The organism is Arthrobacter sp. Edens01, assembly GCF_001307035.1.
Lineage (GTDB): Bacteria > Actinomycetota > Actinomycetes > Actinomycetales > Micrococcaceae > Arthrobacter_B.
In genome coordinates this window covers 1380035-1405518 of the sequence record NZ_LKIU01000005.1, presented here as the reverse complement: position 1 = coordinate 1405518, position 25484 = coordinate 1380035, and the positions used below count along the sequence as shown (strand labels likewise).

General features: G+C 63.1%; 19 protein-coding genes and 1 pseudogene. 10 read left to right on the top strand and 10 right to left on the bottom strand.

The annotated features are described in order from the left end of the window. Positions 1-2: 2 nt before the first annotated feature. Positions 3-1385 (bottom strand): glutamate decarboxylase, encoded by a 1383-nt coding sequence (locus AO716_RS12670; protein WP_055241253.1) that lies wholly within the window; start codon positions 1383-1385, stop codon positions 3-5. Positions 1386-1665: 280 nt separating this feature from the next. Between AO716_RS12670 and AO716_RS12665 the strand changes: the two genes are divergently transcribed. Further along, positions 1666-2076, top strand: coding sequence for an Hsp20/alpha crystallin family protein (locus AO716_RS12665; RefSeq protein ID WP_055241251.1), 411 nt, complete (start codon positions 1666-1668; stop codon positions 2074-2076). Between the two features lie 59 nt (positions 2077-2135). Beyond that, positions 2136-4169, top strand: coding sequence for an MFS transporter (locus AO716_RS12660; RefSeq protein WP_235472080.1), 2034 nt, complete (start codon positions 2136-2138; stop codon positions 4167-4169). On the opposite strand, the gene AO716_RS12655 is transcribed toward AO716_RS12660, so the two are convergent. Further along, positions 4166-5263 carry an alkene reductase gene (locus AO716_RS12655; RefSeq protein WP_082413542.1) on the bottom strand — a complete coding sequence of 366 codons (1098 nt, stop codon included), beginning with the start codon at positions 5261-5263 and terminating at the stop codon, positions 4166-4168. The genes AO716_RS12660 and AO716_RS12655 overlap by 4 nt on opposite strands. A 146-nt stretch (positions 5264-5409) precedes the next feature. Next, entirely contained in the window at positions 5410-5898 is a 489-nt protein-coding gene (locus AO716_RS12650; RefSeq protein WP_055241249.1) for a PaaI family thioesterase, read from the bottom strand. A gap of 259 nt (positions 5899-6157) precedes the next feature. On the opposite strand from AO716_RS12650, the gene polA reads away from it, so the two are divergent. From polA to AO716_RS12630, 4 genes are all read left to right on the top strand, one after another. Then, positions 6158-8791: a DNA polymerase I gene (gene polA, locus AO716_RS12645; protein WP_055242246.1), complete on the top strand. Its 2634-nt coding sequence runs from the start codon at positions 6158-6160 to the stop codon at positions 8789-8791. Positions 8792-8821: 30 nt separating this feature from the next. Next, on the top strand, positions 8822-10132 hold the full coding sequence (locus AO716_RS12640; RefSeq protein WP_235472079.1) for a GNAT family N-acetyltransferase: 1311 nt from the start codon (positions 8822-8824) through the stop codon (positions 10130-10132). Between the two features lie 328 nt (positions 10133-10460). Beyond that, a complete protein-coding gene (gene rpsA / locus AO716_RS12635; protein WP_055241244.1) occupies positions 10461-11933 on the top strand; it encodes a 30S ribosomal protein S1 in 1473 nt (490 codons plus the stop codon). 151 nt (positions 11934-12084) lie between these two features. After that, positions 12085-12795, top strand: coding sequence for a hypothetical protein (locus tag AO716_RS12630; protein ID WP_055241242.1), 711 nt, complete (start codon positions 12085-12087; stop codon positions 12793-12795). A gap of 8 nt (positions 12796-12803) precedes the next feature. On the opposite strand, the gene AO716_RS12625 is transcribed toward AO716_RS12630, so the two are convergent. From AO716_RS12625 to AO716_RS12595, 7 genes are all read right to left on the bottom strand, one after another. Next, on the bottom strand, positions 12804-13835 hold the full coding sequence (locus AO716_RS12625) for a LacI family DNA-binding transcriptional regulator (RefSeq protein ID WP_055241240.1): 1032 nt from the start codon (positions 13833-13835) through the stop codon (positions 12804-12806). A 59-nt stretch (positions 13836-13894) separates the two neighbouring features. Further along, complete coding sequence (locus tag AO716_RS12620) at positions 13895-15364, bottom strand: GH1 family beta-glucosidase (RefSeq protein WP_055241238.1); 1470 nt, start codon at positions 15362-15364, stop codon at positions 13895-13897. After that, positions 15364-16278 (bottom strand): carbohydrate ABC transporter permease, encoded by a 915-nt coding sequence (locus tag AO716_RS12615; protein WP_055241236.1) that lies wholly within the window; start codon positions 16276-16278, stop codon positions 15364-15366. The genes AO716_RS12620 and AO716_RS12615 overlap by 1 nt, the downstream gene beginning before the upstream one ends. Next, complete coding sequence (locus AO716_RS12610) at positions 16275-17261, bottom strand: carbohydrate ABC transporter permease (RefSeq protein WP_055241234.1); 987 nt, start codon at positions 17259-17261, stop codon at positions 16275-16277. Before AO716_RS12610 ends, AO716_RS12615 begins: the two co-directional genes overlap by 4 nt. A gap of 57 nt (positions 17262-17318) precedes the next feature. Next, positions 17319-18647: an ABC transporter substrate-binding protein gene (locus tag AO716_RS12605; protein WP_055241232.1), complete on the bottom strand. Its 1329-nt coding sequence runs from the start codon at positions 18645-18647 to the stop codon at positions 17319-17321. A gap of 242 nt (positions 18648-18889) precedes the next feature. Further along, positions 18890-20047, bottom strand: a complete 1158-nt coding sequence (locus AO716_RS12600; protein ID WP_055241230.1) for a class I SAM-dependent methyltransferase — start codon at positions 20045-20047, stop codon at positions 18890-18892. Beyond that, complete coding sequence (locus tag AO716_RS12595; RefSeq protein ID WP_055241228.1) at positions 20044-20718, bottom strand: IMPACT family protein; 675 nt, start codon at positions 20716-20718, stop codon at positions 20044-20046. Before AO716_RS12595 ends, AO716_RS12600 begins: the two co-directional genes overlap by 4 nt. Positions 20719-20784: 66 nt before the next feature. Here AO716_RS12595 and coaE point away from each other — a divergent pair, with 66 nt between their 5' ends. The 4 genes and pseudogenes from coaE to AO716_RS12575 all read left to right on the top strand — a co-directional run bounded on the left by coaE (position 20785) and on the right by AO716_RS12575 (position 25443). Further along, a complete protein-coding gene (coaE, locus tag AO716_RS12590; RefSeq protein ID WP_055241227.1) occupies positions 20785-21420 on the top strand; it encodes a dephospho-CoA kinase in 636 nt (211 codons plus the stop codon). Between the two features lie 45 nt (positions 21421-21465). Next, a complete protein-coding gene (gene uvrB / locus AO716_RS12585; protein ID WP_055241224.1) occupies positions 21466-23556 on the top strand; it encodes an excinuclease ABC subunit UvrB in 2091 nt (696 codons plus the stop codon). A gap of 87 nt (positions 23557-23643) precedes the next feature. Next, a pseudogene (locus tag AO716_RS12580) lies at positions 23644-24639 on the top strand (TerC family protein); the annotation flags it as partial. A gap of 426 nt (positions 24640-25065) precedes the next feature. Further along, entirely contained in the window at positions 25066-25443 is a 378-nt protein-coding gene (locus AO716_RS12575) for a PLDc N-terminal domain-containing protein (protein ID WP_055241223.1), read from the top strand. Positions 25444-25484 lie beyond the last annotated feature (41 nt).

Genomic DNA, 25484 nt, shown 5'->3' with positions numbered 1-25484 from the left:
TCCTAGTGGTGGAATCCCGGATGTTCCTGTTCGGAGGGCATGGGGGCGCTGAGATTCTCCAGATACGCCGTCTCTGTCCTAATGTCGCTGAGCAGGCTTTCGGCCAGGTCCATACTGAGGCCGTTGCGCACCACAATCCGTTCGACCGTGAGGTTGCTGAGGTTGTCAGGCATTGGATAGGCAGGCACCAGCCAGCCCTTGGTCCTAAGCCGGTCGGCCAGGTTGTACAGGGTCCAGCGGTCGGTATGGCCTTGCTTGAGACGCCAGGCAAACACAGGGATGTCGGAGCCGTCGTTCCAGAGTTCGAACGGACCGATTTCGCTGATGCCGTGGGAGAGGAACAGCGCCACGTCCTGGGAAGCCTGCTGGACCTTCCTGTACCCGTCGAATCCAAGCCGGAGGAACAAGTAGAACTGGAGGACAACCTGTGCTCCCGGACGGGAGAAGTTCAGTGCGAAGGTGGGCATGTCGCCGCCGAGGTAGCTCACGTAGAAAATGAGGTCCTCCGGAAGCCACTGCCGGTCCCGCCAGACCACCCAGCCCAGGCCGGGGTACACCAGCCCATACTTATGCCCTGACGTGCTGATGGAATGGACCCGTTCAATCTTGAAGTCCCATTCGAGGTCAGGCTGGATAAACGGGGCAATCATGCCGCCCGAAGCGCCGTCCACGTGGATCGCGATGTCCAGCCCGGTTGAAGCCTGGATCTCGTCAAGCTTCGCGGCGATCTGCTTTACGGGCTCGTACATGCCGGTGTAGGTCACGCCCATGATTGCGACGACGCCAATGGTGTTCTCGTCGACGTACTTCTCAAGTTCGAATCCGTCCAGGCATTTGTGTTCCTCGGAGATCGGAACCAGCCGGGCCTCGATGTCGAAATAGTTGCAGAACTTCTCCCAGCACACCTGTACCGCCGAGCTCATGATCAGGTTGGGCTTCTCTGTCGATTTCCCCTCAGAACGGCGCCGGTGCTGCCAAAGACGCTTCAGTGCCAGGCCGCCAAGCATGCAGGCTTCCGAGGAGCCGATTGTTGAAGTGCCTATGGTTCCCTGCGGGTCGGGGGAGTGCCACAGCCCGGCGAGCATCTTCCAGCAGTACTGCTCAATGGCAGCGGTCTGCGGATACTCGTCCTTGTCGATCATGTTCTTGTCATAGGTCTCGGCGTACAGCCGGTTCGCGTGGTCATCCATCCACGTGCTGACGAACGTCGCGAGGTTAAGCCTTGCGTTGCCGTCGAGCATGGTTTCGTCATGGACGATCTGGTAGGCCGTTTCCGGTGCCATCTCCGACTGAGGGAGGTGATACTTCGATGCCTCCGTGGCCTCGCCCGGCCTGGCGAAGAGCGGATTGACGGTGAGGAATTCGTGTGACTCGTTTTGCGGCATGAGCCCGACCTCTCTATGGAGTGTCCCAACTGGCTGAAAATCCGTAGTGAACGGCGTTATTCGAGTCCGCACAGGGGCGCCAAGCAGGTAAGACTATACGCGCGGGAAAATGCCAATACTAGGTAACTGGCCCGTATTTGCCCGGTGTTGGACGCCTGCCCAGTGGCACCGGAACTTTGTCCGGCCTAAGGGAGCAGAGTTGGACAGCAGCCGTTGAGGGGGCTGTTCGCGGCGCGTAGTGTGAGCCCATCAATCCGCCCGGCAGGCCCGAGGAGAAACCATGGCTGGACTAAGCCGACGAGACCGCTTTGAACTTCCCGAACCCATGCGCCGCCTTTTCGAAGGTGACTGGGAGGTTCCCGCTTTCCGGGTGGAGGAATTCCGGGACAACGGGGCGATGGTAGTTCGGGCAGAGCTGCCGAACATCGATCCGGAGCAGGACCTTGACGTCACCGTGACTGACGGAACGCTGCGGATCCACGGCGAGCGCCGCGAGGAGACATCGAACAAGTCCAAAAACGGCTACCGTTCGGAATTTAAGTACGGCAGCTTCAGCCGCGACATAGCGCTGCCTGCCGGCACATCCCCGGATGACGTAACCGCGTCTTATCACGACGGCATCCTCGAAGTACGGGTTCCGATCCAGTCCGAGGGCGGGACGGGGCGCAAGGTACCCATCAGCCGCAACTGACGGACTGTGGCGCCGGCACCCGCTGGACGCTTCGTGCAGGCGGGCACTCAGGAGGCCGCGTGTCGCAGCAGAGCCAAACCGGGAATTCCCCGTCCCGGCTGCAAAGAACGCCCGCTTGGGCGGTAACGGCAATCATGGCCCTGGGCGGGATTACCGTCTCGCTTGAAAAGACCGCGGTAGTTCCACTTCTCCCGGAGTATCCGCGGATTTTCGGAGTGACCCCGGACGACGTTTCCTGGCTGGTTACCGTCACCCTGCTCAGTGCTGCAGTGGCGACGCCGATCGTCTCCAGGCTGGCGGACATGTTCGGCAAGAAGCGGATGCTGATGATCTCGCTTGCAGTGATGGTCGCCGGCGGATTCATCGCCGCACTGGGCGGATCATTCGCCGCGGCCCTCATCGGGCGCACCCTGCAGGGTTTCGCCGGTGCCGTGATTCCAGTCGGTATCAGCATTCTGCGCGACACCCTGCCGCAGCGTCGGATCGCAGGCGCCGTATCCCTGATGAGTGCCAGCTTCGGCATCGGAAGCGCCCTCGGCCTGCCGCTTGCGGGCTTTATCTATGAGCGGCTGGGCTGGGAAGCGACGTTCTGGGTCGTGGCGCTGGTTGCCCTGGTAATCCTCGCAGCCGTTGCCATCTTCGTGCCGGAGTCTGACCTGCGCACCCGTGGACGATTCGACTATGCGGGCGCACTGCTGCTCTCCGGCGCGATGACCACGCTGCTGCTGGCGATCACAAAGGGCGGCGTCTGGGGATGGACCAGTGACGTCATCCTTGGACTGTTCGCTGCCTGCGCCGTGCTGCTGGCTCTGTGGTTTCCCCTGGAGCTGAGGAACGGCCAGCCACTCGTGGACCTGCGGACCTCCGCCCGCAGGCCGGTCCTGCTGGTCAACATCGCGGCCATCCTGGTGGGATTCTCGATGTACGCGAACATGCTTGTCACGACTCAGCAGCTGCAGCTTTCACGGGTTACCGGCTTCGGGTTCGGCCTCAGCGTGCTGGTGGCAGGACTGACGATGATTCCGTCCGGCCTGGCGATGGTGGCCATTGCACCGGTGTCCGCTCGCATAACCAACTCGGTAGGGGCCAAAGCGACTATGGTGAGCGGCTGTGCCGTCATGGCAGTCGGCTACCTTTCACGCACTGTCCTGGTGAATACCGTCACAGGCATCATTCTTGGTGCAATGGTGATCTCCGTGGGAACTGCCATGGCCATGGCCGCCATGCCCACCATCGTGATGAGCAATTCACCCCGCACCGACACTGCGGCCGCCAACGGTCTCAACACCCTGCTGCGTTCGGTGGGCACATCAACCTGCAGTGCAGCCGTTGCCACCATCCTGGCTTCAGTTACGGTCACTGTTGGCGGGCGGGTCTTCCCGGGGCTGGAAGCGTTCCGGCTGATTTTCATCCTTGCCGGTCTTGCCGCGGCGGCAGCAACGGCCATCTGTCTGCTGCTGCCAAAAGCGGCACGCAGGGAAGCCACGCACCCGGAACTGCACCGCAGCGGCCCGGGCGAGCCTGACGGGGCTGCTCCGGAGGCGGCGCCGGCTCCCGGCCAGGCTTTCCAAGTCACCGGTGTGCTTCGGCCCCCGGGGGACCGCGGGCCCATCGAACAGGGCACCGTGACCGTCACAGGCATATCAGGCGAGCCCGTGGACTGGGACCGCACGGACGAACACGGCGGCTATGCCGTGGTACTGCCGGGCCCCGGCGAATACGTTTTTATAGCGTCACACCGGCGCTGGCAGCCTGTGTCCGAGATACTCAGCTTCCCGGGGACCGCGCTGCCGCACGATATCCACTTCCGCCGGCGTCTGGTGCTGGCCGGCCGGGTCACACACCACAGACGCGCGGTACCCGGAGCCCTGGTTCTCCTGGTGTCCCCGTCAGGGGAGAGCGAGCCCGTTTCTGTCAGGTCCGCCCGGGACGGCAGCTACGAACTGCCGCTGCCGTCCCCTGGACGGTATGTACTCACGGTTGCGGAACCAGGCGGTGCCACCCACACAAGACGGGTCCAGCTGCCTGCGCCGGAGACCCGGCTCGACGTGGACCTGGGAGATGAACCGCCGCCCACAGTACTGAGGGTCTAGTCGCTCAGCGCAGGAACCCCGGCGTACTCCGGGTAGTCCGTATAGCCTTCAGCACCGTCGGTGTAGAAGGTGGACGGGTCCGGTTCGTTCACGGGATACCCTTCGCTCCAGCGCCGGACGAGGTCCGGGTTGGCAATCGCCGGGCGGCCCACTGCAACTGCGTCGCAGAGTCCCTGCTCCATCAGTTCTGCTGCTTCCTCCCGGGTGGTGACCACGGCAAAGCCGGTATTCAGGATCACCGTACCGCCGAAACGCTGCCGGAGTTCCTGCACCAGCGCACCGGCTGGATCGTTGTGGAGGATGCTCAGGTAAGCGAGCCCCAGGGGCTTAATGGCGTCCACAAGGCTGCCGTAGGTGGCCAGTACATCCTGGCCATCGGTCTCCCAGGCGTCCTGGACGTTGTGTGCCGGAGAAATCCGCAGGCCCACCCGCTCAGCCCCGATGGCTGCAGCAACGGCGGTAACAACTTCCACGACGAAACGTGCGCGGGCCTGAGGGGAACCGCCGTAAACGTCAGTCCGCCGGTTGGACGCCGGGCTGAGGAATTCATGCAGCAGGTAGCCGTTGGCGCCGTGCAGCTCCACGCCGTCGAACCCGGCTTCTACGGCCGCGAGGACGCCGCGGACGAAGATGTCGCGGACCTCATCAAGCTCCGGTTCCGTCAGGCCGCGCGGTTCAGTGTGCGGCAGTTTGCCGGCCGGAGTGCGGATTACACCGTCAATGGCCACCGCACTGGGAGCCACGGTCTGGAAGCCGCCGTTGATTTCCGGGTGTGAGACGCGGCCCGCGTGCATCACCTGCGCAAAGATCCGGCCACCGGCCTCATGGACCCCGTTCGTCACCCGGCGCCAGCCGGCAAGCTGTTCCGGAGTAACCAGGCCCGGCTGTCCGGAGAAGCCCTGGCCCTCCCTGCTGGGGTAGGTTCCCTCAGAAACGATCAGACCCAGGGAAGCGCGCTGCCGGTAGTGTTCGGCAACCAGTTCGCCGGGAACGCCGTCCGCTCCGCTGCGAACACGGGTCAGGGGAGCCATCACCAGGCGGTTCGGGAGTTCCAGCGAACCAAGGTTTAGGGGAGAAAACAGATCTGTCTGCACGTACTTCCTTTCGGCAGGCACAGCTGATGTGCCGGCACATGGGGTTACCTGCGCACAACTGAGGCCGGGCAGAACCTATTCCCCCGCAATCCTGTTCCGGCGGAGTCCACGGACTGGGAGCCATAACCGGAGACCTGCAAAAGGGTTCAGCGGACTTCGCGGATGAGGTTGGTTATCCGGGCCGTGGAGAGGCGGCGTCCTTCCTCGTCGGTCATCACCACTTCGTGGGTGGTTACTGTCCCGCCCAGGTGCACGGCCGTAGCAGTTCCCGTAACCAGGCCCCTGGAGACGGAACGGTGGTGGGTGGCTCCAACTTCGATGCCAACGGCGTACCGGCCCGGACCGGCATGGAGCGAGGCAGCGAACGAACCGAGGGTTTCGGCCAGCACAACGTGTGCGCCGCCGTGCAGGATTCCCGCAACCTGCTGGTTACCCTCCACCGGCATGGTGGCAACAATGCGGGAGGGGGTCATTTCCAGGAAGCGGATGCCCAGCTTGACCACCAGGGGGCCCACTCCGGATTCGGCCAGCCAGGGATGCAGCTCTGCCGGCACACCGGCGTCAAGCAGCTCCTGCAGCCGGGGGATTTCGCCCTGGGCGGGGCCAGCCTGGCCCGGCGTGAAAATGTCGCTCATGCCCACTAGGCTTACATCTGTGAGTGAAACTGCCAAACTGGCCTCTGCCCCTGTCTCTGACCCCGCTGCCGAACCGGCAGAATCCCTCGTTGAGGCACCCGGAACGGAAGCGGAGACGGACAATGCGGCAGCGGCCCCCGTGGGCAGCCATGCAGCGCCGGAGCCTTCCGCTCCGGCCGCCGCCGCACCGGCAGAGGCGGCCCTGGGAACGCCCAATGCTTCCGGCAACAGCCGGCTGCTGGTCATTGACGGCCATTCCATGGCCTTCCGGGCTTTCTATGCCCTTCCTGCGGAGAATTTCTCCACCGACACCGGCCAGCACACGAACGCCGTCTACGGTTTCACGTCCATGTTGATCAACCTGATCAAGAACGAAGAACCGACCCACATTGCCGTGGCGTTCGACCTTGACACTCCGACTTTCCGCACCGAGGAGTACGCCGAGTACAAAGGCGGCCGCAACAAAACCCCCGAGGAGTTCCACGGGCAGGTGGACCTGATCATCAAGGTCATGGAAGCCATGCGCATCCCCACCATCTCCCTGGACGGCTATGAGGCGGACGACATCCTTGCCACGCTGGCTGAGCAGGCCGCGGGCCGTAACTGGGACGTCATGGTTGTCTCCGGCGACCGTGACGCTTTCCAGCTGGTGAATGACCGCGTAACGGTCTTCTACCCGAAGAAGGGTGTGTCCGACCTGCCGCGAATGGACGCAGCAGCCGTGGAAGAAAAGTACCTGGTGCCGCCGGACAAGTACTCCGACCTGGCAGCCCTGGTGGGCGAATCGGCCGACAACCTTCCCGGCGTCCCGGGTGTTGGCCCGAAGACCGCTGCGAAATGGATTAAGCTCTACGGCGGCCTTGAGGGCATCCTCGAGCACCTTGACGAAATCAAGGGCAAAGTGGGCGACTCCCTGCGCGCCAACATCGAAGACGTTAAGCGGAACCGGCGCCTGAACCGGCTGCTGCGGGACCTTGAGCTGCCCGTGGACCTTGATGCCATGGCGGCCCGCCGGCCGGACCGGGAAGCAATCGAGGAGCTCTTTGACGCCCTGCAGTTCAATGCCCTGCGCAAACGGCTGTTCGACGTCTACGGCGAGGAAGAGACGCCGGGGGATCATCCGGAAATGCTGCCCCCGGAACACACCACCATCACGGCGGCCGACGCGCTGGAAGCCTGGTTCCGGACCACCAACCAGAAGCCTGCGGGCGTCCGGCTGGTGACCGAAGGATCCGGCGAAGCACGCGAAGCGGTCGGACTTGCCGTCGTCACCGACGAGTCAGCGGCCTACGTGCCCCTGACGGAACTGGACGCCGACGCCGAGTCAGTCCTGGCCGCCTGGCTGGCAGACCAGAACGCGCCCAAGGTCGTTCACGATTTCAAGGATGTCTACAAACTCCTGTCCCGGCGCGGCCTGCACCTCGACGGCGAAGTGGACGATCCCGCCATCTCCGGCTATCTCATCCAGCCCGACCGGCGCAGCTACGACCTGCCGGACCTGAGCCTGCAGCACCTCAAACTTTCCCTCGAATCGTCGGCCGCCTCCGGCAACCAGCTTGAACTCTCCCTGGACGGCGAAGACACCGCCGCTCCCGCGGTCATGGAGGCATTCGCGTCGCTTCGCCTGAGCGAGCACTTCTCCGGTCTCCTGGTGGAACGCGGAGCCAATCAGCTTCTGGGCGGACTGGAACTGCCCCTCGCTGAAGTCCTGGCCGAAATGGAGCTGGCCGGTATTGCCGTGTCCACTGACAAGCTTGACCGGCTGCTCGACGAGTTTGGCCGCACCATCGATCAGGCCAAGGAAGAGGCCTTCGCGGTGATCGGCAAGGAAATCAACCTTGGCTCCCCGAAGCAGCTGCAGGTGGTGCTCTTCGAGGAACTGGGCCTGCCCAAGACCAAGAAGATCAAGACCGGCTATTCCACAGATGCCGACGCGCTGGCGGACCTGATTGTGAAGACGAACGGACACCCGTTCCTTGCGCACCTTCTCGCCTACCGGGACGCCTCCAAGCTCCGGCAGACCGTGGAAGGACTGCGCAAATCGGTCTCCGACGACGGACGCATCCACACCACGTATGCCCAGACGGTCGCGGCAACAGGCCGGCTTTCCTCCATCAACCCCAACCTGCAGAACATCCCCATCCGTTCCGAAGAGGGCCGGCGCATCCGCGAGGTCTTTGTGGTGGGCGAGGGTTACGAGACACTGCTGACTGCCGACTACTCCCAGGTGGAAATGCGCATTATGGCGCACCTGTCCGGAGACGAAAGCCTGATTCAGGCCTTCCGGGACGGCGAGGACCTGCACCGGTTCGTCGGCTCGCACATCTTCGGCGTTCGGCCCGAAGAGGTCACCAGTGCCATGCGGTCCAAGGTCAAGGCAATGTCCTACGGACTGGTCTACGGCCTGAGCTCCTTCGGCCTCTCCAAGCAGCTGTCGATTCCGGTGGACGAGGCCCGCACCCTTATGCGCGACTACTTCACCCGGTTCGGTGCCGTGCGTGACTACCTGCGCGGCGTCGTCGAGCAGGCCCGCAAGGACGGCTACACCTCCACCATTGAAGGACGCCGCCGCTATCTTCCCGACCTGGCGAGCACCAACCGCCAGCTGAGGGAAATGTCCGAGCGGGCAGCCCTCAACGCACCGATTCAGGGTTCCGCGGCAGACATCATCAAGAAGGCCATGCTTGGAGTGGATGCCGAACTCAGGAAGCAGGGCATGAAAACGCGTATGCTTCTGCAGGTCCATGACGAACTGGTGCTGGAGGTTGCCCCCGGGGAACGGGAAGCAGCCGAAAAACTGGTCCGCGAACAGATGGCCGGCGCCGCCGATCTCTCGGTCCCGCTGGATGTGTCCGTAGGCTGGGGTGCCAGCTGGCATGAGGCCGGGCACTAGGCACCATCCGAATACCACCCAGGGGGAATCTTGACGGCCGAACCAACAGCACCTGCCCTGCGCACGGAACGCTTCCGCGCCGGTCTGTCCGAAACTGACCCCCAGCGCGCAGATGACCGGACCTCGGACTGGCTGCAGGCCGTCAACGTTGGGTTTCACGATCCGGCGTGGAAACCGGAGCAGGCGGCGTCCCTCGTGGAGGCATACCTCGCCGACGGACGGATGCTCACGGGCGTTTACGACGGCGCTGCACCCGAGTATGCCTGGAACCCCAAGGCACCGGTGGCCACCTACGCCACAATGTCCAACGACCTGAACGCCGGGGGGACGCTGCTGCCGGCTCACCAGATCACATCTGTGACAGTGCGTCCAACACACCGCCGCCGGGGCATCCTGACCAGCATGATCTCCGGGGATCTTCAGCGGGCCAAGGAGGACGGCTTTGCGGTAGCGGCGTTGCTTGCCTCAGAGGCAGTGATCTACGGACGGTTTGGATTCGGTGCGGCGACCGTTGAAACCAACGTCGAAATCGATGCGCGCGGCCGGCTGGAACTCAAGACTCCGCCGTCGGGGTCCACAGTGCTGGCGGAACCGGCACGGATGGAGGAGCTTGCCCCTGAGATTTTCCGCCGCCACCTGCGGGTTACCCGGGGTGCCCTCGGACGGCAGGCCGGCTACGCGAAACGTGCTGCGGGCCTGTGGGGCGACCTTCCGGAAATCCAGCAGGATGTACGCGCCGCCGTTCATTACGACGACGCCGGAACCCCGGACGGTTACGTAACCTACCGCTTCCTCCCGTGGGAAACCGAACCGCACACGCTCAAGGTCCTGGACCTGGTGGCCGTGGACGACACCGCGCGGCTTGAACTGTGGCGCTACCTGGGCTCGATCGACCTGGTCGAGAAGATCACCGCGTCGGGTCCGCTGGCCGATCCGCTTCCCTGGGCGCTGGCCGACCGGCGGCGGTACCAGATCACCGGCGTCGAGGACACACTGTGGCTGCGGGCCCTCGACCCGGCTGCGATGCTCCGGGCCCGGGGCTTTGAATCCGACGGCGAACTGGTGCTCGGCGTCGCAGATCCCCTCGGCCTGGCCCAGGGCCGGTGGCTGCTCCAGGTAAGCGGCGGATCAACGGTACTGACGGAACTGGGGGAGGAGCTGCCTCAGGGACTGCCCGTCGTGGAGGCCGACGCCGCGGCATTCGCCTCCCTTTATCTTGGGGGAGTTCCGGCATCTGTCCTCGCTGCGGCGGGCGGGATCCGGGGTACTGCCGTTGCTCTTACCGCACTCGGACGGCTCTTCGATGTGGCCCGGGCACCATACTGCAGCACCCACTTCTGACAGGACCGGCGCAGCGGGAATTACCGGCGCCCGGCATGGGTTTAGAGGATAGGGGAAGCAGTACTGCCGGTTTCCCCGATCGGCTTTGACCTGACTTGGAGGGTCCGGCTAGACTGAACAGGCGCGTCACGCGTGCTGGTTCGGTCCTCTGATTGAAGCTAATTCATGACAGGGAGCCTCCAAGCGCAGGCGGGCAACACAAATTATTTACATTCTGTCCATCTCCGGACAACCAAGCACCGTCTTGAGCCTGATCCTTCGGGTTGCACGCGAGCCGGTGGGAGTTCATCCGGAATTACTACAACTTCCACATCGGAGTCCCAACTACATGACCATCACCACCACCGAGAAGTCCGGTACCCCGCAGGTCGCGATCAACGACATCGGTTCTGCCGAGGACTTCCTCGCCGCCATTGACGCAACGATCAAGTACTTCAACGACGGCGATCTCGTCGAAGGTACCGTCGTCAAGGTTGACCGCGACGAGGTTCTGCTCGACATCGGTTACAAGACCGAGGGTGTCATTCCTTCCCGTGAGCTTTCCATCAAGCACGACGTTGATCCCGGAGACGTTGTCTCCGTGGGCGACCAGGTCGAAGCTTTGGTCCTCACCAAGGAAGACAAAGAAGGCCGTCTGATCCTCTCCAAGAAGCGCGCACAGTACGAGCGTGCCTGGGGCGACATCGAGAAGGTCAAGGAAGAAGACGGCGTCGTCACCGGTACCGTCATCGAGGTTGTCAAGGGTGGTCTTATCCTCGACATCGGGCTGCGCGGCTTCCTGCCGGCATCCCTCGTGGAGATGCGTCGCGTCCGCGACCTGGCTCCGTACATCGGCCAGCAGATCGAAGCCAAGATCATCGAGCTGGACAAGAACCGCAACAACGTGGTCCTGTCCCGCCGTGCATGGCTCGAGCAGACTCAGTCCGAGGTCCGTTCCACCTTCCTCAACAAGCTGGAAAAGGGCCAGGTTCGTCCGGGCGTTGTTTCCTCCATCGTCAACTTCGGTGCATTCGTGGACCTTGGCGGCGTAGACGGCCTCGTCCACGTTTCCGAGCTGTCCTGGAAGCACATCGACCACCCCTCCGAGGTCGTTGAAGTTGGACAGGAAGTCACCGTTGAGGTTCTGGAAGTTGACCTCGACCGCGAGCGTGTCTCCCTGTCGCTGAAGGCTACGCAGGAAGATCCGTGGCAGACCTTCGCCCGCACCCACGCCCTGGGCCAGGTTGTGCCGGGCAAGGTCACCAAGCTCGTTCCGTTCGGTGCGTTCGTACGCGTCGAAGACGGCATCGAAGGCCTGGTCCACATCTCCGAGCTGGCTGTGCGCCACGTAGAGCTGGCCGAGCAGGTTGTCTCCGTTGGTGACGAGCTCTTCGTCAAGGTCATCGACATCGACCTCGAGCGCCGCCGCATCTCCCTGTCGCTGAAGCAGGCGAACGAGGGCGTTGACCCCGAGGGCACCGAGTTCGATCCGGCTCTGTACGGCATGGCCGCAGAGTACGACGAAGCCGGCAACTACAAGTACCCCGAAGGCTTCGACCCCGAGTCGAACGAATGGCTCGAGGGCTACGAGACCCAGCGCGCCGCTTGGGAGCAGCAGTACGCTGACGCCCAGGCCCGCTGGGAAGCTCACAAGAAGCAGGTTGCCCAGCACAACTCCGAGGATGTTGCTGCAGCGTCGGACTCCGTTGAGTCCAGCTCCACCAGCTACTCCTCCGAGCCTGCTGCATCCGAGTCCGCTGCCGGTACCCTGGCATCCGACGAGGCACTTGCTGCACTGCGCGAGAAGCTGACCGGCAACTAATCTAAGTTGCTAAGGCTCTAGCCGCTGAAAAGGCGGGTTCCCACTTCGGTGGGGACCCGCCTTTTCGCATGTCAGCGGCAGGTTTGGAAGGTTGGTAGGCTGGGGCCGCCATCAGGGCAGGAAAACAGGGGAACACACCAGGGGGAAGTACATGCAGCGCCAGGAGGCAATCTCACCGCAGGCCGCGGAACTGGAACCGGAGATCCGGCGCAGGGCACAGGCAGCGGCCAGACACGTGACACCGGTTCAGGCCGCCAACCTCTTCAACGGAGTAGTTGAAGCAGAGCGGACCGAAGCATTTGAAGATCTCAGCGCAGCTGAACAGCTGGAGCAAGACCTCCATGAGCGGTATCCGCGTTACTTTGAGGCAGCAGACGCAGTACGCGATACTGAAGCAAAAGCAGACCTGCCCCGGTTCCGTGCCTGGCGCAGGGAGCAGCACCGGCTTGCCCGTGAAGCTGACAGCTGGTCCGCGGGGAACGCCGGCCGGATCCGTGCCGCGGGCGGTATCCTGCTGGCGGCGGTGGTTCTTACCCGTCCGTTCGGCCTCATCTCGGCAGACGTTTTCTACACCGCGGGCCTTGCTGCCGCCGCCCTGCTGGTGCTTGGAACCCAGCTGCTCAAAAAACGCCGCAGCCCCCTGTGGAACGGCGCCTTTGCTGATCCCCGGCTCGCCTCCCTCTACGTGTGGGGATACGCATCAGGGGTAGCGGCCGTGGCCCTGATCAGGACGCGTGAGCCTGATGCCGATCAGTGGGAAACCGCCATGCGCCAAATGGAGGCGATGTGGGAGCGCCGCAACCGGCGCAGTACCCTCTGGGCCGAGGAAGACTACACCGGCATCCGTTACACCAGCGCCTAGCGGGGAGGCTAGGCGGACTCCCGCACAACGAGGGACGTAGGCAGCCGGCAGACTCTTTCCGCTGCCCGGCCTTCGATGAGTTCCACCAGCATGCGTGCCATCTTCTCGCCGAGTTCAGCGATGGGATGGTGGACGGTCGTCAGGGCGGGGGAGACACCGGTGGCAAACTGGTCGTCATCGAAACCTACGACAGCGATGTCTTCGGGAATGCGCAGGCCGTGCTCCCGGAGCACCGCGTGGGCGCCAGCAGCCATCTGGTCGTTCGCAGCGAACAGTCCGTCAATGGGTTTGCCCCGTGCCAGGAGGCGCTCCATCGCTGCTGCCCCTGAGGCGACAGTGAAGTCTCCGTACTCCACCAGGGCATCGTCGAGACCGGCGCGGTGCAGGCCCGTCCGCCAGCCCGCAAAGCGGTCCACGCCCGGAGGCATGTCCTGCGGGCCGGCGATGGTGGCTATGTTCTGCCTTCCTGTCTCGATCAGGCGCTGGACGGCCGCCAGCGCTCCCTCTTCGTTGTCGACTTCGACGTAGTAGCTGTCACTGGCGTTGAGGAGCGGGCGGCCTGCGAAGACGATCGGGAGGGCGTCGCTGAGGTGCTCCCAGGAATGGTCCCCGCTGTGGTGGGAAACCACCAGTACGCCGTCAACATTGCCACCCATCAGGTACCGCTGCGTCTTGCCCGGATTCGACTCCGAGGACGTGACCATGTTCAGCATGTAATCCGTCGAATTGAGGTACTTGGCCACTCCCTCCACGACCGTGGCGAAGAACGGATCCGCGAACACTTTGGACGTGGACTCGGGTACCAGCAAGGTGATGGTGTAGGTTCGGCGGCTTGCCAGTGTCCGGGCCGCACGATTGGGAACATAGTTCAGTGTCCGGACGGCCTGCTCCACGCTCTGGACAAGCTCAGGCGCCACCGAAGGCGAGCCGTTCACGACGCGCGAGACCGTTGCCCTGGAGACGCCGGCGAGCGCCGCCACCATCTCCAGGGTCGGAGCCGGCCGCACCTGGCCTGTGTCAGTACCCAATGAGGTCTCCATCCACTGGCATCCTTTGCCGTTGTTCCATGCCGAACCCAGTTCCCAATCCTACTTTCCCCTTATCCGACCGGAGCCGTCTCGGGGGAAGTGCTGTGGGCGCCGGCAACCGAGCCGCCGCGGCTCTCCGCAATGAACCTGCTGTACGCCAGGCCGCTGTCCTTGATGATGCGTTCCTGCGTCTGGTAGTCCACGTGGATGATGCCGAAGCGCTTGTCATAGCCCCATGACCACTCGAAGTTGTCCAGGAGGGACCAGACGAAGTAACCGCGGACGTCGGCTCCTTCGTCGATTGCCTCCCCGACGGCTTTGACGTGGTCGAGTATGAAGCTGGTGCGTTCCGTGTCGTGGACGGCCCCATCCCCGGACACTTCGTCGTCGTAGGCGGCACCGTTCTCGGTGATATAGAGCGGCGGCAGCTGCGGGTACTCCTGACCGAGACGGACCAGGAGCTTCCTGAGGCCCTCAGGGTTCACTTCCCAGTTCATACCGGTCCGCGGCAGCCCGCGGGACGGGAACGTAATATGTTCGGCTCCGACCCAGGGTGAGGCTACGGGCCGGCCGCTTCCTCCGCCGTGTCCGTCCTCGCCTGAGGTGTCCGGGTGCCCGCTGATCTGGTCATCGTGGTAGTGGTTCACGCCCAGGAAATCGATGGGTGCGCCAATAACCTCCATGTCGCCCGGGAGGATGATGTCGTGGAGCCCGTACGGCTCCAGGTCCCGCAGGGAGTCCTCCGGGTAGGCACCGAGGAGGATAGGTTCCAGGAAAATGCGGTTCTGCAGGGAATCGAACAGCCGGGCGGCCTCAAGGTCAACGGGATCGTTCGGATCCTTCGGAATCGAATTGCTCAGGTTGAGGGTGATGCCAACCTGTTCGGCCCCCAGGGTGCGCAGTTCTGAAGTGGCCATGCCGTGGGCCAGGTGCTGGTGGTGCACGGCTGCGACCGCTGCGTTCGGGTCCTGCCGGCCAGGGGCATGGACTCCTGAACCGTAGCCAAGCAGGGACGAGCAGAACGGTTCGTTGAAGGTGGTCCAGTGCTTGACCCGGTCACCCAGGGCTGCGTAGACATCCTGGGCGTACTCCACGAACCTGCAAGCTGTGTCGCGGTTGGTCCACCCGCCCTGTTCCTCCAGTCCCTGCGGAAGGTCCCAGTGGTACAGGGTGAGCCAGGGGAGGATCCCTGCTGACAGCAGTTCGTCAACAAGGCGGGAGTAGAAGTCCAGTCCCTTGGAATTCAGAGCTCCGCCTCCGGGCCGGACCCGCGCCCAGCTGGTGGAGAAACGGTAGGAGTCCAGCCCCAGTTTCTTCATCAGGGCAACGTCCTGCGGCATGCGGTGGTAATGGTCCACCGCGACGGACGGGGTGTCTCCGTTAAGGACGTTCCCCGGAATGGCCGCGAAGGCATCCCAGACCGAATCCTCTTTGCCGTCTTCCCTGGCCGCGCCTTCTACCTGGGCGGCGGCAGTGGCTGAACCCCAGATGAAACCGGGCGGGAAATTGCTGTGCTTCCGCGTAGAGGTGTTGTTAGTCATTAGCCCTTCACTGCTCCCTGCATGATTCCGGAAATAAGTTGCTTGCCCGCTGCCACGAAAAGAACCAGCAGCGGAACGGTGGCCAGCACGGCACCGGTCAGCACAATTGAATAATCGACGTAGCGCGCCGACTGCAGCTGGCTTAGTGCCACCTGCAAAGTGGGATTGTCTGCCAGCACGAGCATGGGCCACATAAAGTCAGTCCACGCCGTCATAAATGTGAACAGGCCCAGGATGGCCATAGCGGGCCGCGCCGCCGGCAGCGCCACATGCCGGAAAGTTCCAAGCATGCTGGCCCCGTCCATACGGGCGGATTCGATCAGCTCGTCGGGAATGACGTCCACCAGGTACTGGCGCATAAAGAACACGCCGAAGGCTGTTACCAGCCCCGGCACAATTACGGCGCCTAGTTCGCCTGTCCAGCCTAGTTTCTGCATGACCATGAACAGCGGGATGATGCCAAGCTGGGTGGGGATGGCCATGGTGGCGATTACCGCCACCATGAGGACACCGCGTCCCCTGAACCTCAGCTTCGCAAACGCGTAGCCTGCTAGCGTGGAGAAAATCACCACCGAGACGGTGATTGTTCCGGAGATGATGACGCTGTTGGCCAGCGCCTGCCAGAACGGCACGGTGTTGATGACCTCGGACACGTTGGTCCAGAACCGTCCGCCGGGCAGGAGCGGAGGCCATTCCTGCCCAAGGGCGGGATTTCCGTTGCTGCCGATAATGACGGACCACCAGAGCGGATAAGCCGAGCAGAACAGGAAGACCAGCAGGATCCCGTAGGTGAGGAATCCCGGACGGCGTCCGCTGCCAAAAGACTGCCCCTGGCGGCGTTTACGGACCGGTTTCCCGGCCCCTGACCCGGTCCCGGTTCCCGGGACAGCCCGGGCTCGCTGCAGGACGCTCATGACTTTCTCCTTGAGACACGTGGCCGCTGGGAATCACCGGTGGCGATCCGCTTGGAAATAAGGAAGTTGACCAGGCCCACCAGCACAATGATCAGGAACAGCAGCCAGGCCACTGCCGAGGCCTTGCCGAAGTTTTGCCTCTGGAAGCCCATGTCCCACAGGAAGAGCACGGTGGTTTGGAACTGGCCCTGGATTCCGCCGGCATTGACCGGATCAAAGAGCTTGGGTTCGGCAAAGATCTGCAGGCCGCCGATAGTAGCGGTAATGATCACGAAGATCATGGTGGGACGAATACTCGGCAGCGTGATGCTGAAGAACCGCCGGACAGCACCCGCACCGTCAATTGCTGCGGATTCGTAAAGGTCGCGGGGGACAGCCTGCATGGCGGCCAGCAGGATCAGCGCGTTGTAGCCGGTCCACCGCCAGTTGACCATGGTGGCGATTGCGATGTGGCTGGGCAGCGTGCCCGTCTGCCACATAATCGGGTCGACCCCGAAGTTGCCCAGCAGGTTGTTCAGCAGTCCGTTGTTCTCGGCAAACATCTTGGAGAAGATCAGTGCCACCGCAACGGGCGTTACAACGTAGGGCAGGAGCACGGACATGCGCCAGAAAGTCTTGGCCCGCAGGTGCTGATCCAGGATAGCGGCGAGGAAAACGGCGACTACCAGCTGGGGAATCGCAGAGAGCAGGAAGATCGAAAAGGTGTTGAAGAGCGAACCCCAGAATCGGGTGTCTCCCAGTACGCTGACGAAGTTCTGCAGCCCGATAAAGTCGCCCTGTCCCTTTAGCAGGTGCCATTCGTGCAGTGATACCCAGAAGGTATACACCAGCGGGAACAAACCGGTGATACCGAAAAGAATAAAGAACGGTGAAATATAGAAGTAAGGGGACGCCTTCATATCCCATCTGGAGAGGCGCTGGCGGAACGTTGTCCGCGGCTTAACCGGTTGCTTCTGGACAGGCCGGTTCAGTGTGGCGGTCATGGCAGACTCCCGTGCTCCGGGCGGGGCCTCCCGGAGGAGGCCCCGCGTGCGGTGCTGCTAGTTGTTGATGACCAGGTCGTTGAGGAGCTTCAGTGCTTTCTCCCATGCCTGGTCCGCATTCGCGGTACCTGTCTCCAAGTCATCGATGGCCGGGCCAAAGACCTTTTCCTGGATAACTGAATCGTCCGGTCCCTTGAACTGCGCCTCTACGCCTTCGGCGCGCGAGGCCAGGATGGCCCCGGTAGGAGCATCGTTGAACCACTCATTCGGTGTTGCATCGGAGGCAAGCTGCTCCTGTGCCTCAAGAGTGCTGGGGAAGTTGCCGGCCGCTGCGGACTGCTTGATCTGCTGTTCCGGGTCCGTTAGCCAGGCAGCGAGCTTGGCAGCTTCCTCCTTGTGGTCCGAGGTTTCCGGTACCGAGAGGAAGGCGCCGCCCCAGTTTGAGGCACCGCCGGGGAACACGTCGGCGAAGTCCCAGCCGCTGTCAGTGGAGCCGCCTGCGGTTTCAATACCGCCCTGGATGTTTCCGAGCATCCAGCCGGGGCAGACCATGGTGGCGAAAGTGCCGTCCAGGAAGGACTGGCCGTTGTTCCACTTCCACTCTTCCTGGTTCGCGGACAGTCCGTCGTCAATGGAACCGGAGAGCATCTTGAAGTTTGCGATCATCGCATCGTTGCCCTCGATGTTCAGCTCGCCGTCCTTCGTGTAGTAGCCCTCCTCCATCTGGTTCACCATGGAGTTCCATACGAAGCCGGCCTGGTCGAACCAGGCTTTACCGCTGGCGTCCTTGTACTGGTTACCGACTTCGAAGTACTTCTCCCACGTGGCGTCTTCCCCGCCCAGGAGTTCAGCGACGGCTTCGCGGTCGCTCGGCAGGCCGGCAGCTTCGAAGAGGTCTCCGTTGTAGCAGATGCCCTGCGGTCCGATGTCCGTGCCGTAGCCGATGACGCGGCCGTCCGGGTCGGTGCCCTGCTTGTACTTCCAGCCGACCCAGTTGTCCTTAAGGTCCTCTGCACCGTATTCGTTCAGGTCCACGAACTTGTCCGAAACCTCCATGATGGCGCCTAGCCAGCCCTCTTCAATGGCCACCACGTCGCTGACGCCTGAACCTGCGGCAAGCTTCGTGAAGAGGTCAGTCCGTGCGTTGCCGCCGGTGTCAATGTTGTTGGGCTTGATGGTGATGCCGGGGTTGGCCTCTTCGTATTCCGCGTAGAGGTCGTCGTAGCCGAAGGTTCCGAATGTGGTGACGGAGAGTTCAATCGGGTTTTCCTCCGAGGCGGGTTCGCCGCTGTTGCTGCTGCCTCCGCCGCAGCCGGCGGCGAGCAGTGCGACTGCCGCAGCACCTGCCACGACAGCTGCTGAATTTCGGAACTTTTTCACGGTCACTCCTTTGTGTGTGTCTTGCCGGTTGAAATCCCGGGGAGGACCGTGCCGAATGGAAACTGGGCTTGTCCTGGGACGGGACGCTAACTGTGGATCCTGTAGCCAGAGAGCCCGTTGCGGTTCGAAACTCCCGAACCGTTCCAGAGAGCGCTCTCTGATCTTGCTGAGAGCCTAGATGTGACGGGCTTCACTGTCAAGAGAGCGCTCTCTGAGGTTTTCTCGTGTCGTGGGGGGACTGGCGCCGACTAGCGGCGGGTGGTCACAGTAACCGTAAAACGGGGGTTTCGGGCGACCTGCTCCGTGGGGCCTACTATCCGGTTCAAAGTCGGCTTGTACGCCAGATGCGAATTCCAGACTGTCCATAGTTCACCACCGGGACGCAGCACCCTGGCAGCATCGGCAAAGAGCTTGAACGCAATGCCGGTGTGCACGCTGGCTCCAATATGGAAGGGCGGGTTCAGCACCACGAGGTCCTGTGACTCGTCCTGGAGCCAGCTGAGGGCATCCGCGCGTCGGACATCGGCACGGTCCGAGACGCCGTTGGCTTCGAGCGTGAGTTCTGTCGAGGCGACGGCGGCCTCGGACTGATCGGAAGCCAGCACGCGGATCGCCGGCCTGGCGAGCGCGAGGTAGGCGGCGATCGCGCCGTTGCCGCAGCCCAGATCGACTGCCGTCCCTGTCTCCCGTGCCCGGGCCAGGAACGGCAGCAGGAACCGGGTGCCGGGATCCAGTGCCGCGCCGCCAAAAGCAGCGCCCCGGGCCCGCAGCTGCAGCGGCGCCGGAAGGCCGACGTCGTATGCCGCTTCCAGCGGAAAACGGGACGCTGGCAGCTCACCCTGGGGCCGCGGCCCGCCGGCCACCAGGACGCGGGATTTCTGCCGCGCCAGGGACACTGTCAGCGACTGGAAGTACCGGCCCAGCACATCGTTCATGGCCATTGTCATGTGCTTGATCCGGCCGGCCGCGTACACCCGGACGTCCGGTGCGGCATTGGCGGCGATCAGTTCTGCGATCTCTTCCAGGGCGTCCAGTGAGCGGGGCAGCCGCAGCAGGACAACCTTTGCTCCAGTTGCCAGGGACGCATCCAGCGGATAATGCGAGTAGGAGCCGGTTAGACCAGGAACCGCCGCGTTGCGGTCCAGCGCCAGCTCTCCGGAAAGCGGGTCCTGGTGGACACGGATTCCGTGCAGTCCGTGCAGCGAAGCAGCACCGAGTGTCAGGGCGCCGTAGGAATCACCTATGACGGTTACGGCGCCGGGTTCCTGTGCCGCTGCCGACAGGTCATCAGCTGCCAGGTCCAGCAGCAGCCTGTCAGCCGCATCGAAGGCCTGCAGGTTCTCGGCTTCCACATCCGGCGCGCGGCCGAGCTGCTCGAAGTCGAACGCCGGGTTGGCAGGGGTCACAGGTCAATCCATTCGGTCGTGATCAGATCGGCGGCGGTATCCCCGGCTGTGAGGGAGGCCAGCCGCTCCCGGAAAGCGGTATCAGCACCGGGAGTATCCGGAAGGGCAACGGTAATGACTGCTCCGGCGGCGCCGTACTCGGTCCCGCGGACGGCGTAGCCTGCGCTCCGCAGGTCGTTTTCAAGGCGTCCCGCACCGGCATGGCCGGCAGGAACGCTGTACAGCTGCATCCGCTGCCGTCGCAGGAGCGGAGCGGAAGCCAGGGCGGAGGATACGGATTCGGAATAAGCCCGCACCAGGCCGCCGGCGCCGAGCAGGATCCCGCCGAAATAGCGGACCGTAACGGCAGTGATGTCGCTCAGGTCGGATGCGCCGTCGAACGTTTCGCGTTTGGTAATCGCCTCAAGCATCGGAATTCCTGCTGTTCCGGAAGGCTCGCCGTCATCACTGGAGCGCTGCACCTCCCGCCCGGGCCCCAGTACGAAGGCGCTGCAGTGATGCCTTGCGTCGTGGAATTCCCGGCGCAGTTCCGCGATCAGGGCGCGGGCCGCGTCTTCGGTTTCCGTGCGCCGCAGTACGGTGATGAAGCGTGAGCGCTTGATTTCGAGTTCGCTCCGGTGGTCCCCGGAGACGGTTGTGTAGCGCCCCGGCGCCGCCTCGAATTCGCTCACCCTGACAGTCTAGTTGGCAGGGCAGTCCCTGCCCCTCATGCCGGGCGGGGACGGTAGGGTGGGGGGATGCTGAAGGTAGGTCTCACCGGCGGGATCGCCGCCGGAAAGTCACTCGTTGCCCGTACGCTCGTGGAGTGCGGTGCCACCCTGATCGACGCCGATGCGCTGGCGCGCGAGGTTGTGGCTCCCGGAACCCCAGGCCTTGCAGCCGTGGTGGAGGCTTTTGGCTCCGGCGTCCTTGCTGAGGACGGCTCCCTGGACCGCCCGGCCCTCGCCGCCATCGTCTTCGGTAATGAGGAGAAGCGCAAAGTGCTGAACTCGATCATCCACCCGCTGGTGCGGTCTCGGGCCGCCGAGCTCGCCGCGGCAGTTCCCCCGGAGGGCATCCTGGTCCAGGATATTCCGCTCCTCGTGGAGACAGGCCAGGCCGGCTCCTTCGACTTTGTGCTGGTGGTTGAAGCTCCGCAGGAAACCCGGCTGGACCGTATGGTGCGGGACCGGGGCATGGAACCGGAGGCAGCACAGGCGCGGATCGATGCCCAGGCCAGTGCCGCGGAGCGGGCCGCAGTGGCCGACGTCGTCCTGGAGAACACCGGCACTGAGGCAGAAGTGGTGGCTGCGGTGCAGCGGCTGTGGGACGAGCAGCTGGTGCCGCGCAACGAAGCTCTGCTGCGCGGGGAGCCGCCGGCCGTTATGCCGTGAGCAATACGGACAGCACCTGACCGCGTCCCGGAGTAGCGTTGAACCATGAGTCTTGCGCAGGACATCAAACGTGTTGTTGCCCCCTTTGAAGTAGTCAGCGATTACTCACCTGCCGGCGACCAGCCGACCGCCATCAAGGAACTGGCTGAACGCATCCAGGCCGGCGAGAAGGACGTTGTCCTGATGGGCGCCACCGGTACCGGTAAGAGCGCGACCGCGGCCTGGCTGGTGGAGCAGGTGCAGCGGCCCACCCTGGTAATGGTGCAGAACAAGACGCTTGCCGCCCAGCTGGCCAACGAATTCCGGGAACTGCTGCCCAACAACGCCGTTGAGTACTTCGTTTCCTACTACGACTACTACCAGCCCGAAGCGTACGTGCCGCAGACGGATACCTTCATTGAGAAGGATTCCTCCATCAACGAGGAAGTGGAGCGGCTGCGGCACTCGGCTACCAACGCTCTGCTGACCCGGCGCGACGTGATCGTTGTGGCAACCGTGTCATGCATCTACGGCCTCGGCACGCCGGAAGAGTACATCCAGGGAATGGTCACCCTGCGCCGCGGTATGGAAATGAACCGCGACGACCTGCTGCGCAAGTTTGTTTCCATGCAGTACGTCCGCAATGACATGGACTTCCACCGCGGGACCTTCAGGGTGCGTGGAGACACCGTTGAGATCATTCCGATGTATGAGGAACAGGCCATCCGGATCGAGTTCTTCGGCGACGAGATCGAGAGCATTCAGACGCTGCATCCCCTCACCGGCGACCTGATCCGCGACGAGCAGGAAATGTACGTCTTCCCGGCCTCGCACTACGTGGCTGGACCGGAACGGATGAACCGCGCCATCAAGGGCATCGAGGACGAACTGCGCGAACGCCTGCAGGAGCTTGAAAGCCAGAACAAGCTCCTCGAAGCGCAGCGGCTGCGGATGCGCACCACATATGACCTGGAAATGATGCAGCAGATGGGCTTCTGCAACGGCATCGAGAACTACTCCCGCTGGATTGACGGCCGCGGTCCCGGTACCGCCCCGCACTGCCTGCTTGACTATTTCCCGGACGACTTCCTGCTGGTGGTGGATGAGTCCCACGTGACCATTCCGCAGATCGGCGCCATGTATGAGGGCGACATGTCGCGGAAGCGCACGCTCGTGGAGCACGGCTTCCGGCTTCCGTCCGCGATGGACAACCGTCCGCTGAAGTGGGACGAATTCCTGGAACGGATCGGACAGACCGTCTACATGTCCGCCACTCCGGGCAAGTACGAACTCGGCAAGGCCGACGGCGTGGTGGAACAGATCATCCGCCCCACAGGCCTTGTGGATCCCGAGGTGGTGGTCAAGCCAAGCAAGGGCCAGATCGACGACTTGCTGTCCGAGATCCGCATCCGCACGGAGAAAAACGAGCGCGTCCTTGTCACTACCCTTACCAAGCGCATGGCGGAGGATCTCACCGGCTACCTGCTCGAAAACGGGGTCAAGGTCGAGTACCTGCACTCCGACGTCGATACCCTCCGGCGAGTTGAGCTCCTGCGCGAACTGCGGATGGGCACTTTCGATGTCCTGGTTGGCATTAACCTGCTCCGTGAAGGCCTCGACCTTCCCGAAGTATCCCTGGTCTCGATCCTCGACGCTGACAAGGAAGGCTTCCTGCGCAGTTCGACGTCGCTGATCCAGACGATCGGCCGTGCCGCCCGAAACGTCTCGGGCCAGGTACACATGTATGCCGACCGGATCACGGACTCCATGGCGCACGCCATCGATGAGACCAATCGGCGCCGGGCAATCCAGGTGGCGTACAACAAGGAACGCGGCGTAGACCCCCAGCCCCTCCGGAAGCGGATTGCGGACATCACCGATTCGCTGGCCCGGGAAGACGCGGACACCAAGGCGCTCCTGGAAGAGGCCGCTAAGAAGCAGACCAAGTCAGGCAAGGGCAAGGCAGCCAAGGGCATCCGGAAGGACGGTCTGGCTGCGGCACCGGCTGAAGACCTCACCGGCCTGATCGAACAGATGACGGAACAGATGCACGCAGCAGCTGCAGAACTGCAGTTCGAGCTCGCTGCACGGCTGCGTGATGAGGTGGGCGACCTGAAGAAGGAACTCCGCCAGATGCAGAATGCCGGGCACGCCTGAGATAGACTTCTTGGCGGCGGTGGGGTGGTTCCGTAGGCAAAACCGGAACGCCCCGCCTTTTTCCGTGCTCTGAAAGGTCTGTTCCCCATGCCCGCACTGCCCCTCGCCTTCGAGGTTGGTACTTTCATTGTCCTAGGGCTGGTCCTGCTCTTCGACCTGCTCCTGGTCGTCAAGCGGCCCCACGAACCCTCCATGAAGGAAGCAAGCCTATGGGTTGCCTTCTACGTGGGCCTGGCGCTCGTCTTCGCGGTGATGATGTTCATCTTTACCGGCCCGGAGTACGGCAGCCAGTTCGTTGCCGGCTGGGTGACTGAGTACAGCCTCAGCATCGACAACCTCTTTGTGTTCATCATCATCATGGCGCGTTTCTCGGTACCCCGTAAGTACCAGCAGGAAGTGCTGATGTTCGGCATCATCATCGCGCTGATCCTCCGCGGCATCTTCATTCTCATCGGCGCCGCCGTGATCGAGAACTTCTCCTGGGTCTTCTTCCTCTTTGGTGCTTTCCTGCTCTGGACCGCGTACAAGCAGGCCACAGACAACGGTGAAGATGAAGAGGGCGGCAGTGACAACAAACTGGTCCGCAAGCTCACCGGCTTCCTGCCCATGACGGAGAACTTCGACGAGGGCAAGGTCCGCACCGTGGTGGACGGCAAGAAGGTCTTCACCCCGATGATCATCGTCTTCATCACCATCGGCGTGACGGATCTGATGTTCGCCGTCGACTCCATTCCTGCGATCTTTGGTCTCACCCAGAGCGCATTCATCGTCTTCACAGCCAACATCTTCGCGCTAATGGGCCTGCGCCAGCTGTACTTCCTGCTCGGCGGACTGATGGACCGGCTCATCTACCTCAAGCACGGCCTTTCGGTGATCCTCGCCTTCATTGGCGTGAAGCTGATCCTGCATGCACTGCACGTCAATGAGCTGCCCTTCATCAACGGCGGCGAGTCGGTTGCCTGGGCACCTGAGATCCCCACCTTCGTGTCGCTGGCCGTCATCCTCGGCACCATTGTGATCGCCACCGTAGCGAGCCTGCTGAGCCCGAAGGCCAAGGCTGTGCAGGCTGTCGCTTCGCTCGAAGGGGCCCTGAAGGTTTACCGGAGCCTGGGCGAGGACACTCCGCATGAAGAGCGGACCAAGGCCTACGACGACGTCTCCAAGACGTACCGCGCTGCCGAGAAGGCTGCCGAAACCCGGGACGACGTCGAGCTTCCCGAGATTACGGACGAAGCGCGGCAGAAGTTCCTCGCGGAGGACCCGCGGAAGAACGGAAACACTCCGAACTAGCCGCACGCCGGCTGCAGAGGGCACCAGGACCGCCGTCCAGGTGCCCTCTGTCCGTTAACCCGGAGAGGAAAGCATCGCACCAAAGCAGTTTGCGCGGGACAGGGCTGCCTGGCGTGTACGGCGCTACTCTTCGAATACCGCTTGTGTCCCTCGGCAGAGGGGAATCCCAGGGTCCCGCCGGGGCCACTTTGTATCCGCCTACGCTCCCCAGGAGCAACCATGAACTTCTTCGAAGTACTTTGGTCAATCATTGCGGTGTTCTTCCTTTTCGCATACCTGATGCTGCTCTTCCAGATCTTTGCCGACCTGTTCCGGGATGACAGCATGAACGGCTGGGTGAAGGCGGTGTGGGTCTTCTTTCTGTTGTTCCTTCCCTACATCACGGCCCTGGTTTACGTCATTGCCCGCGGACGGAGTATGGCAGCCAGATCTGCACAGCGGGCCAGCGAGTCCCAGGAACAGGCTGCCGCGTACATCAGGCGCACCGCGGGGACCCAGAACGCCGCTGAGCAGATCTCCTCGGCAAAGTCGATGCTGGACGAAGGGCTTATTACCAGCGACGAATTCGGCCGGTTGAAGGCGAAGGCGCTGGCCTGAACCATCCCCCGGTGCGGAGTAATTCAGTGCACGCCGGTTAC

Bases quoted from the DNA above. Each gene is read 5' to 3' on its own strand.
- AO716_RS12670 (WP_055241253.1), bottom strand. From the start codon at position 1,385: ATGCCGCAAAACGAGTCACACGAATTCCTCACCGTCAATCCGCTCTTC.
- AO716_RS12665 (WP_055241251.1), top strand. From the start codon at position 1,666: ATGGCTGGACTAAGCCGACGAGACCGCTTTGAACTTCCCGAACCCATG.
- AO716_RS12650 (WP_055241249.1), bottom strand. From the start codon at position 5,898: ATGAGCGACATTTTCACGCCGGGCCAGGCTGGCCCCGCCCAGGGCGAA.
- polA (WP_055242246.1), top strand. From the start codon at position 6,158: ATGGCCTTCCGGGCTTTCTATGCCCTTCCTGCGGAGAATTTCTCCACC.
- rpsA (WP_055241244.1), top strand. From the start codon at position 10,461: ATGACCATCACCACCACCGAGAAGTCCGGTACCCCGCAGGTCGCGATC.
- AO716_RS12630 (WP_055241242.1), top strand. From the start codon at position 12,085: ATGCAGCGCCAGGAGGCAATCTCACCGCAGGCCGCGGAACTGGAACCG.
- AO716_RS12625 (WP_055241240.1), bottom strand. From the start codon at position 13,835: ATGGAGACCTCATTGGGTACTGACACAGGCCAGGTGCGGCCGGCTCCG.
- AO716_RS12620 (WP_055241238.1), bottom strand. From the start codon at position 15,364: ATGACTAACAACACCTCTACGCGGAAGCACAGCAATTTCCCGCCCGGT.
- AO716_RS12615 (WP_055241236.1), bottom strand. From the start codon at position 16,278: ATGAGCGTCCTGCAGCGAGCCCGGGCTGTCCCGGGAACCGGGACCGGG.
- AO716_RS12610 (WP_055241234.1), bottom strand. From the start codon at position 17,261: ATGACCGCCACACTGAACCGGCCTGTCCAGAAGCAACCGGTTAAGCCG.
- coaE (WP_055241227.1), top strand. From the start codon at position 20,785: ATGCTGAAGGTAGGTCTCACCGGCGGGATCGCCGCCGGAAAGTCACTC.
- uvrB (WP_055241224.1), top strand. From the start codon at position 21,466: ATGAGTCTTGCGCAGGACATCAAACGTGTTGTTGCCCCCTTTGAAGTA.
- AO716_RS12575 (WP_055241223.1), top strand. From the start codon at position 25,066: ATGAACTTCTTCGAAGTACTTTGGTCAATCATTGCGGTGTTCTTCCTT.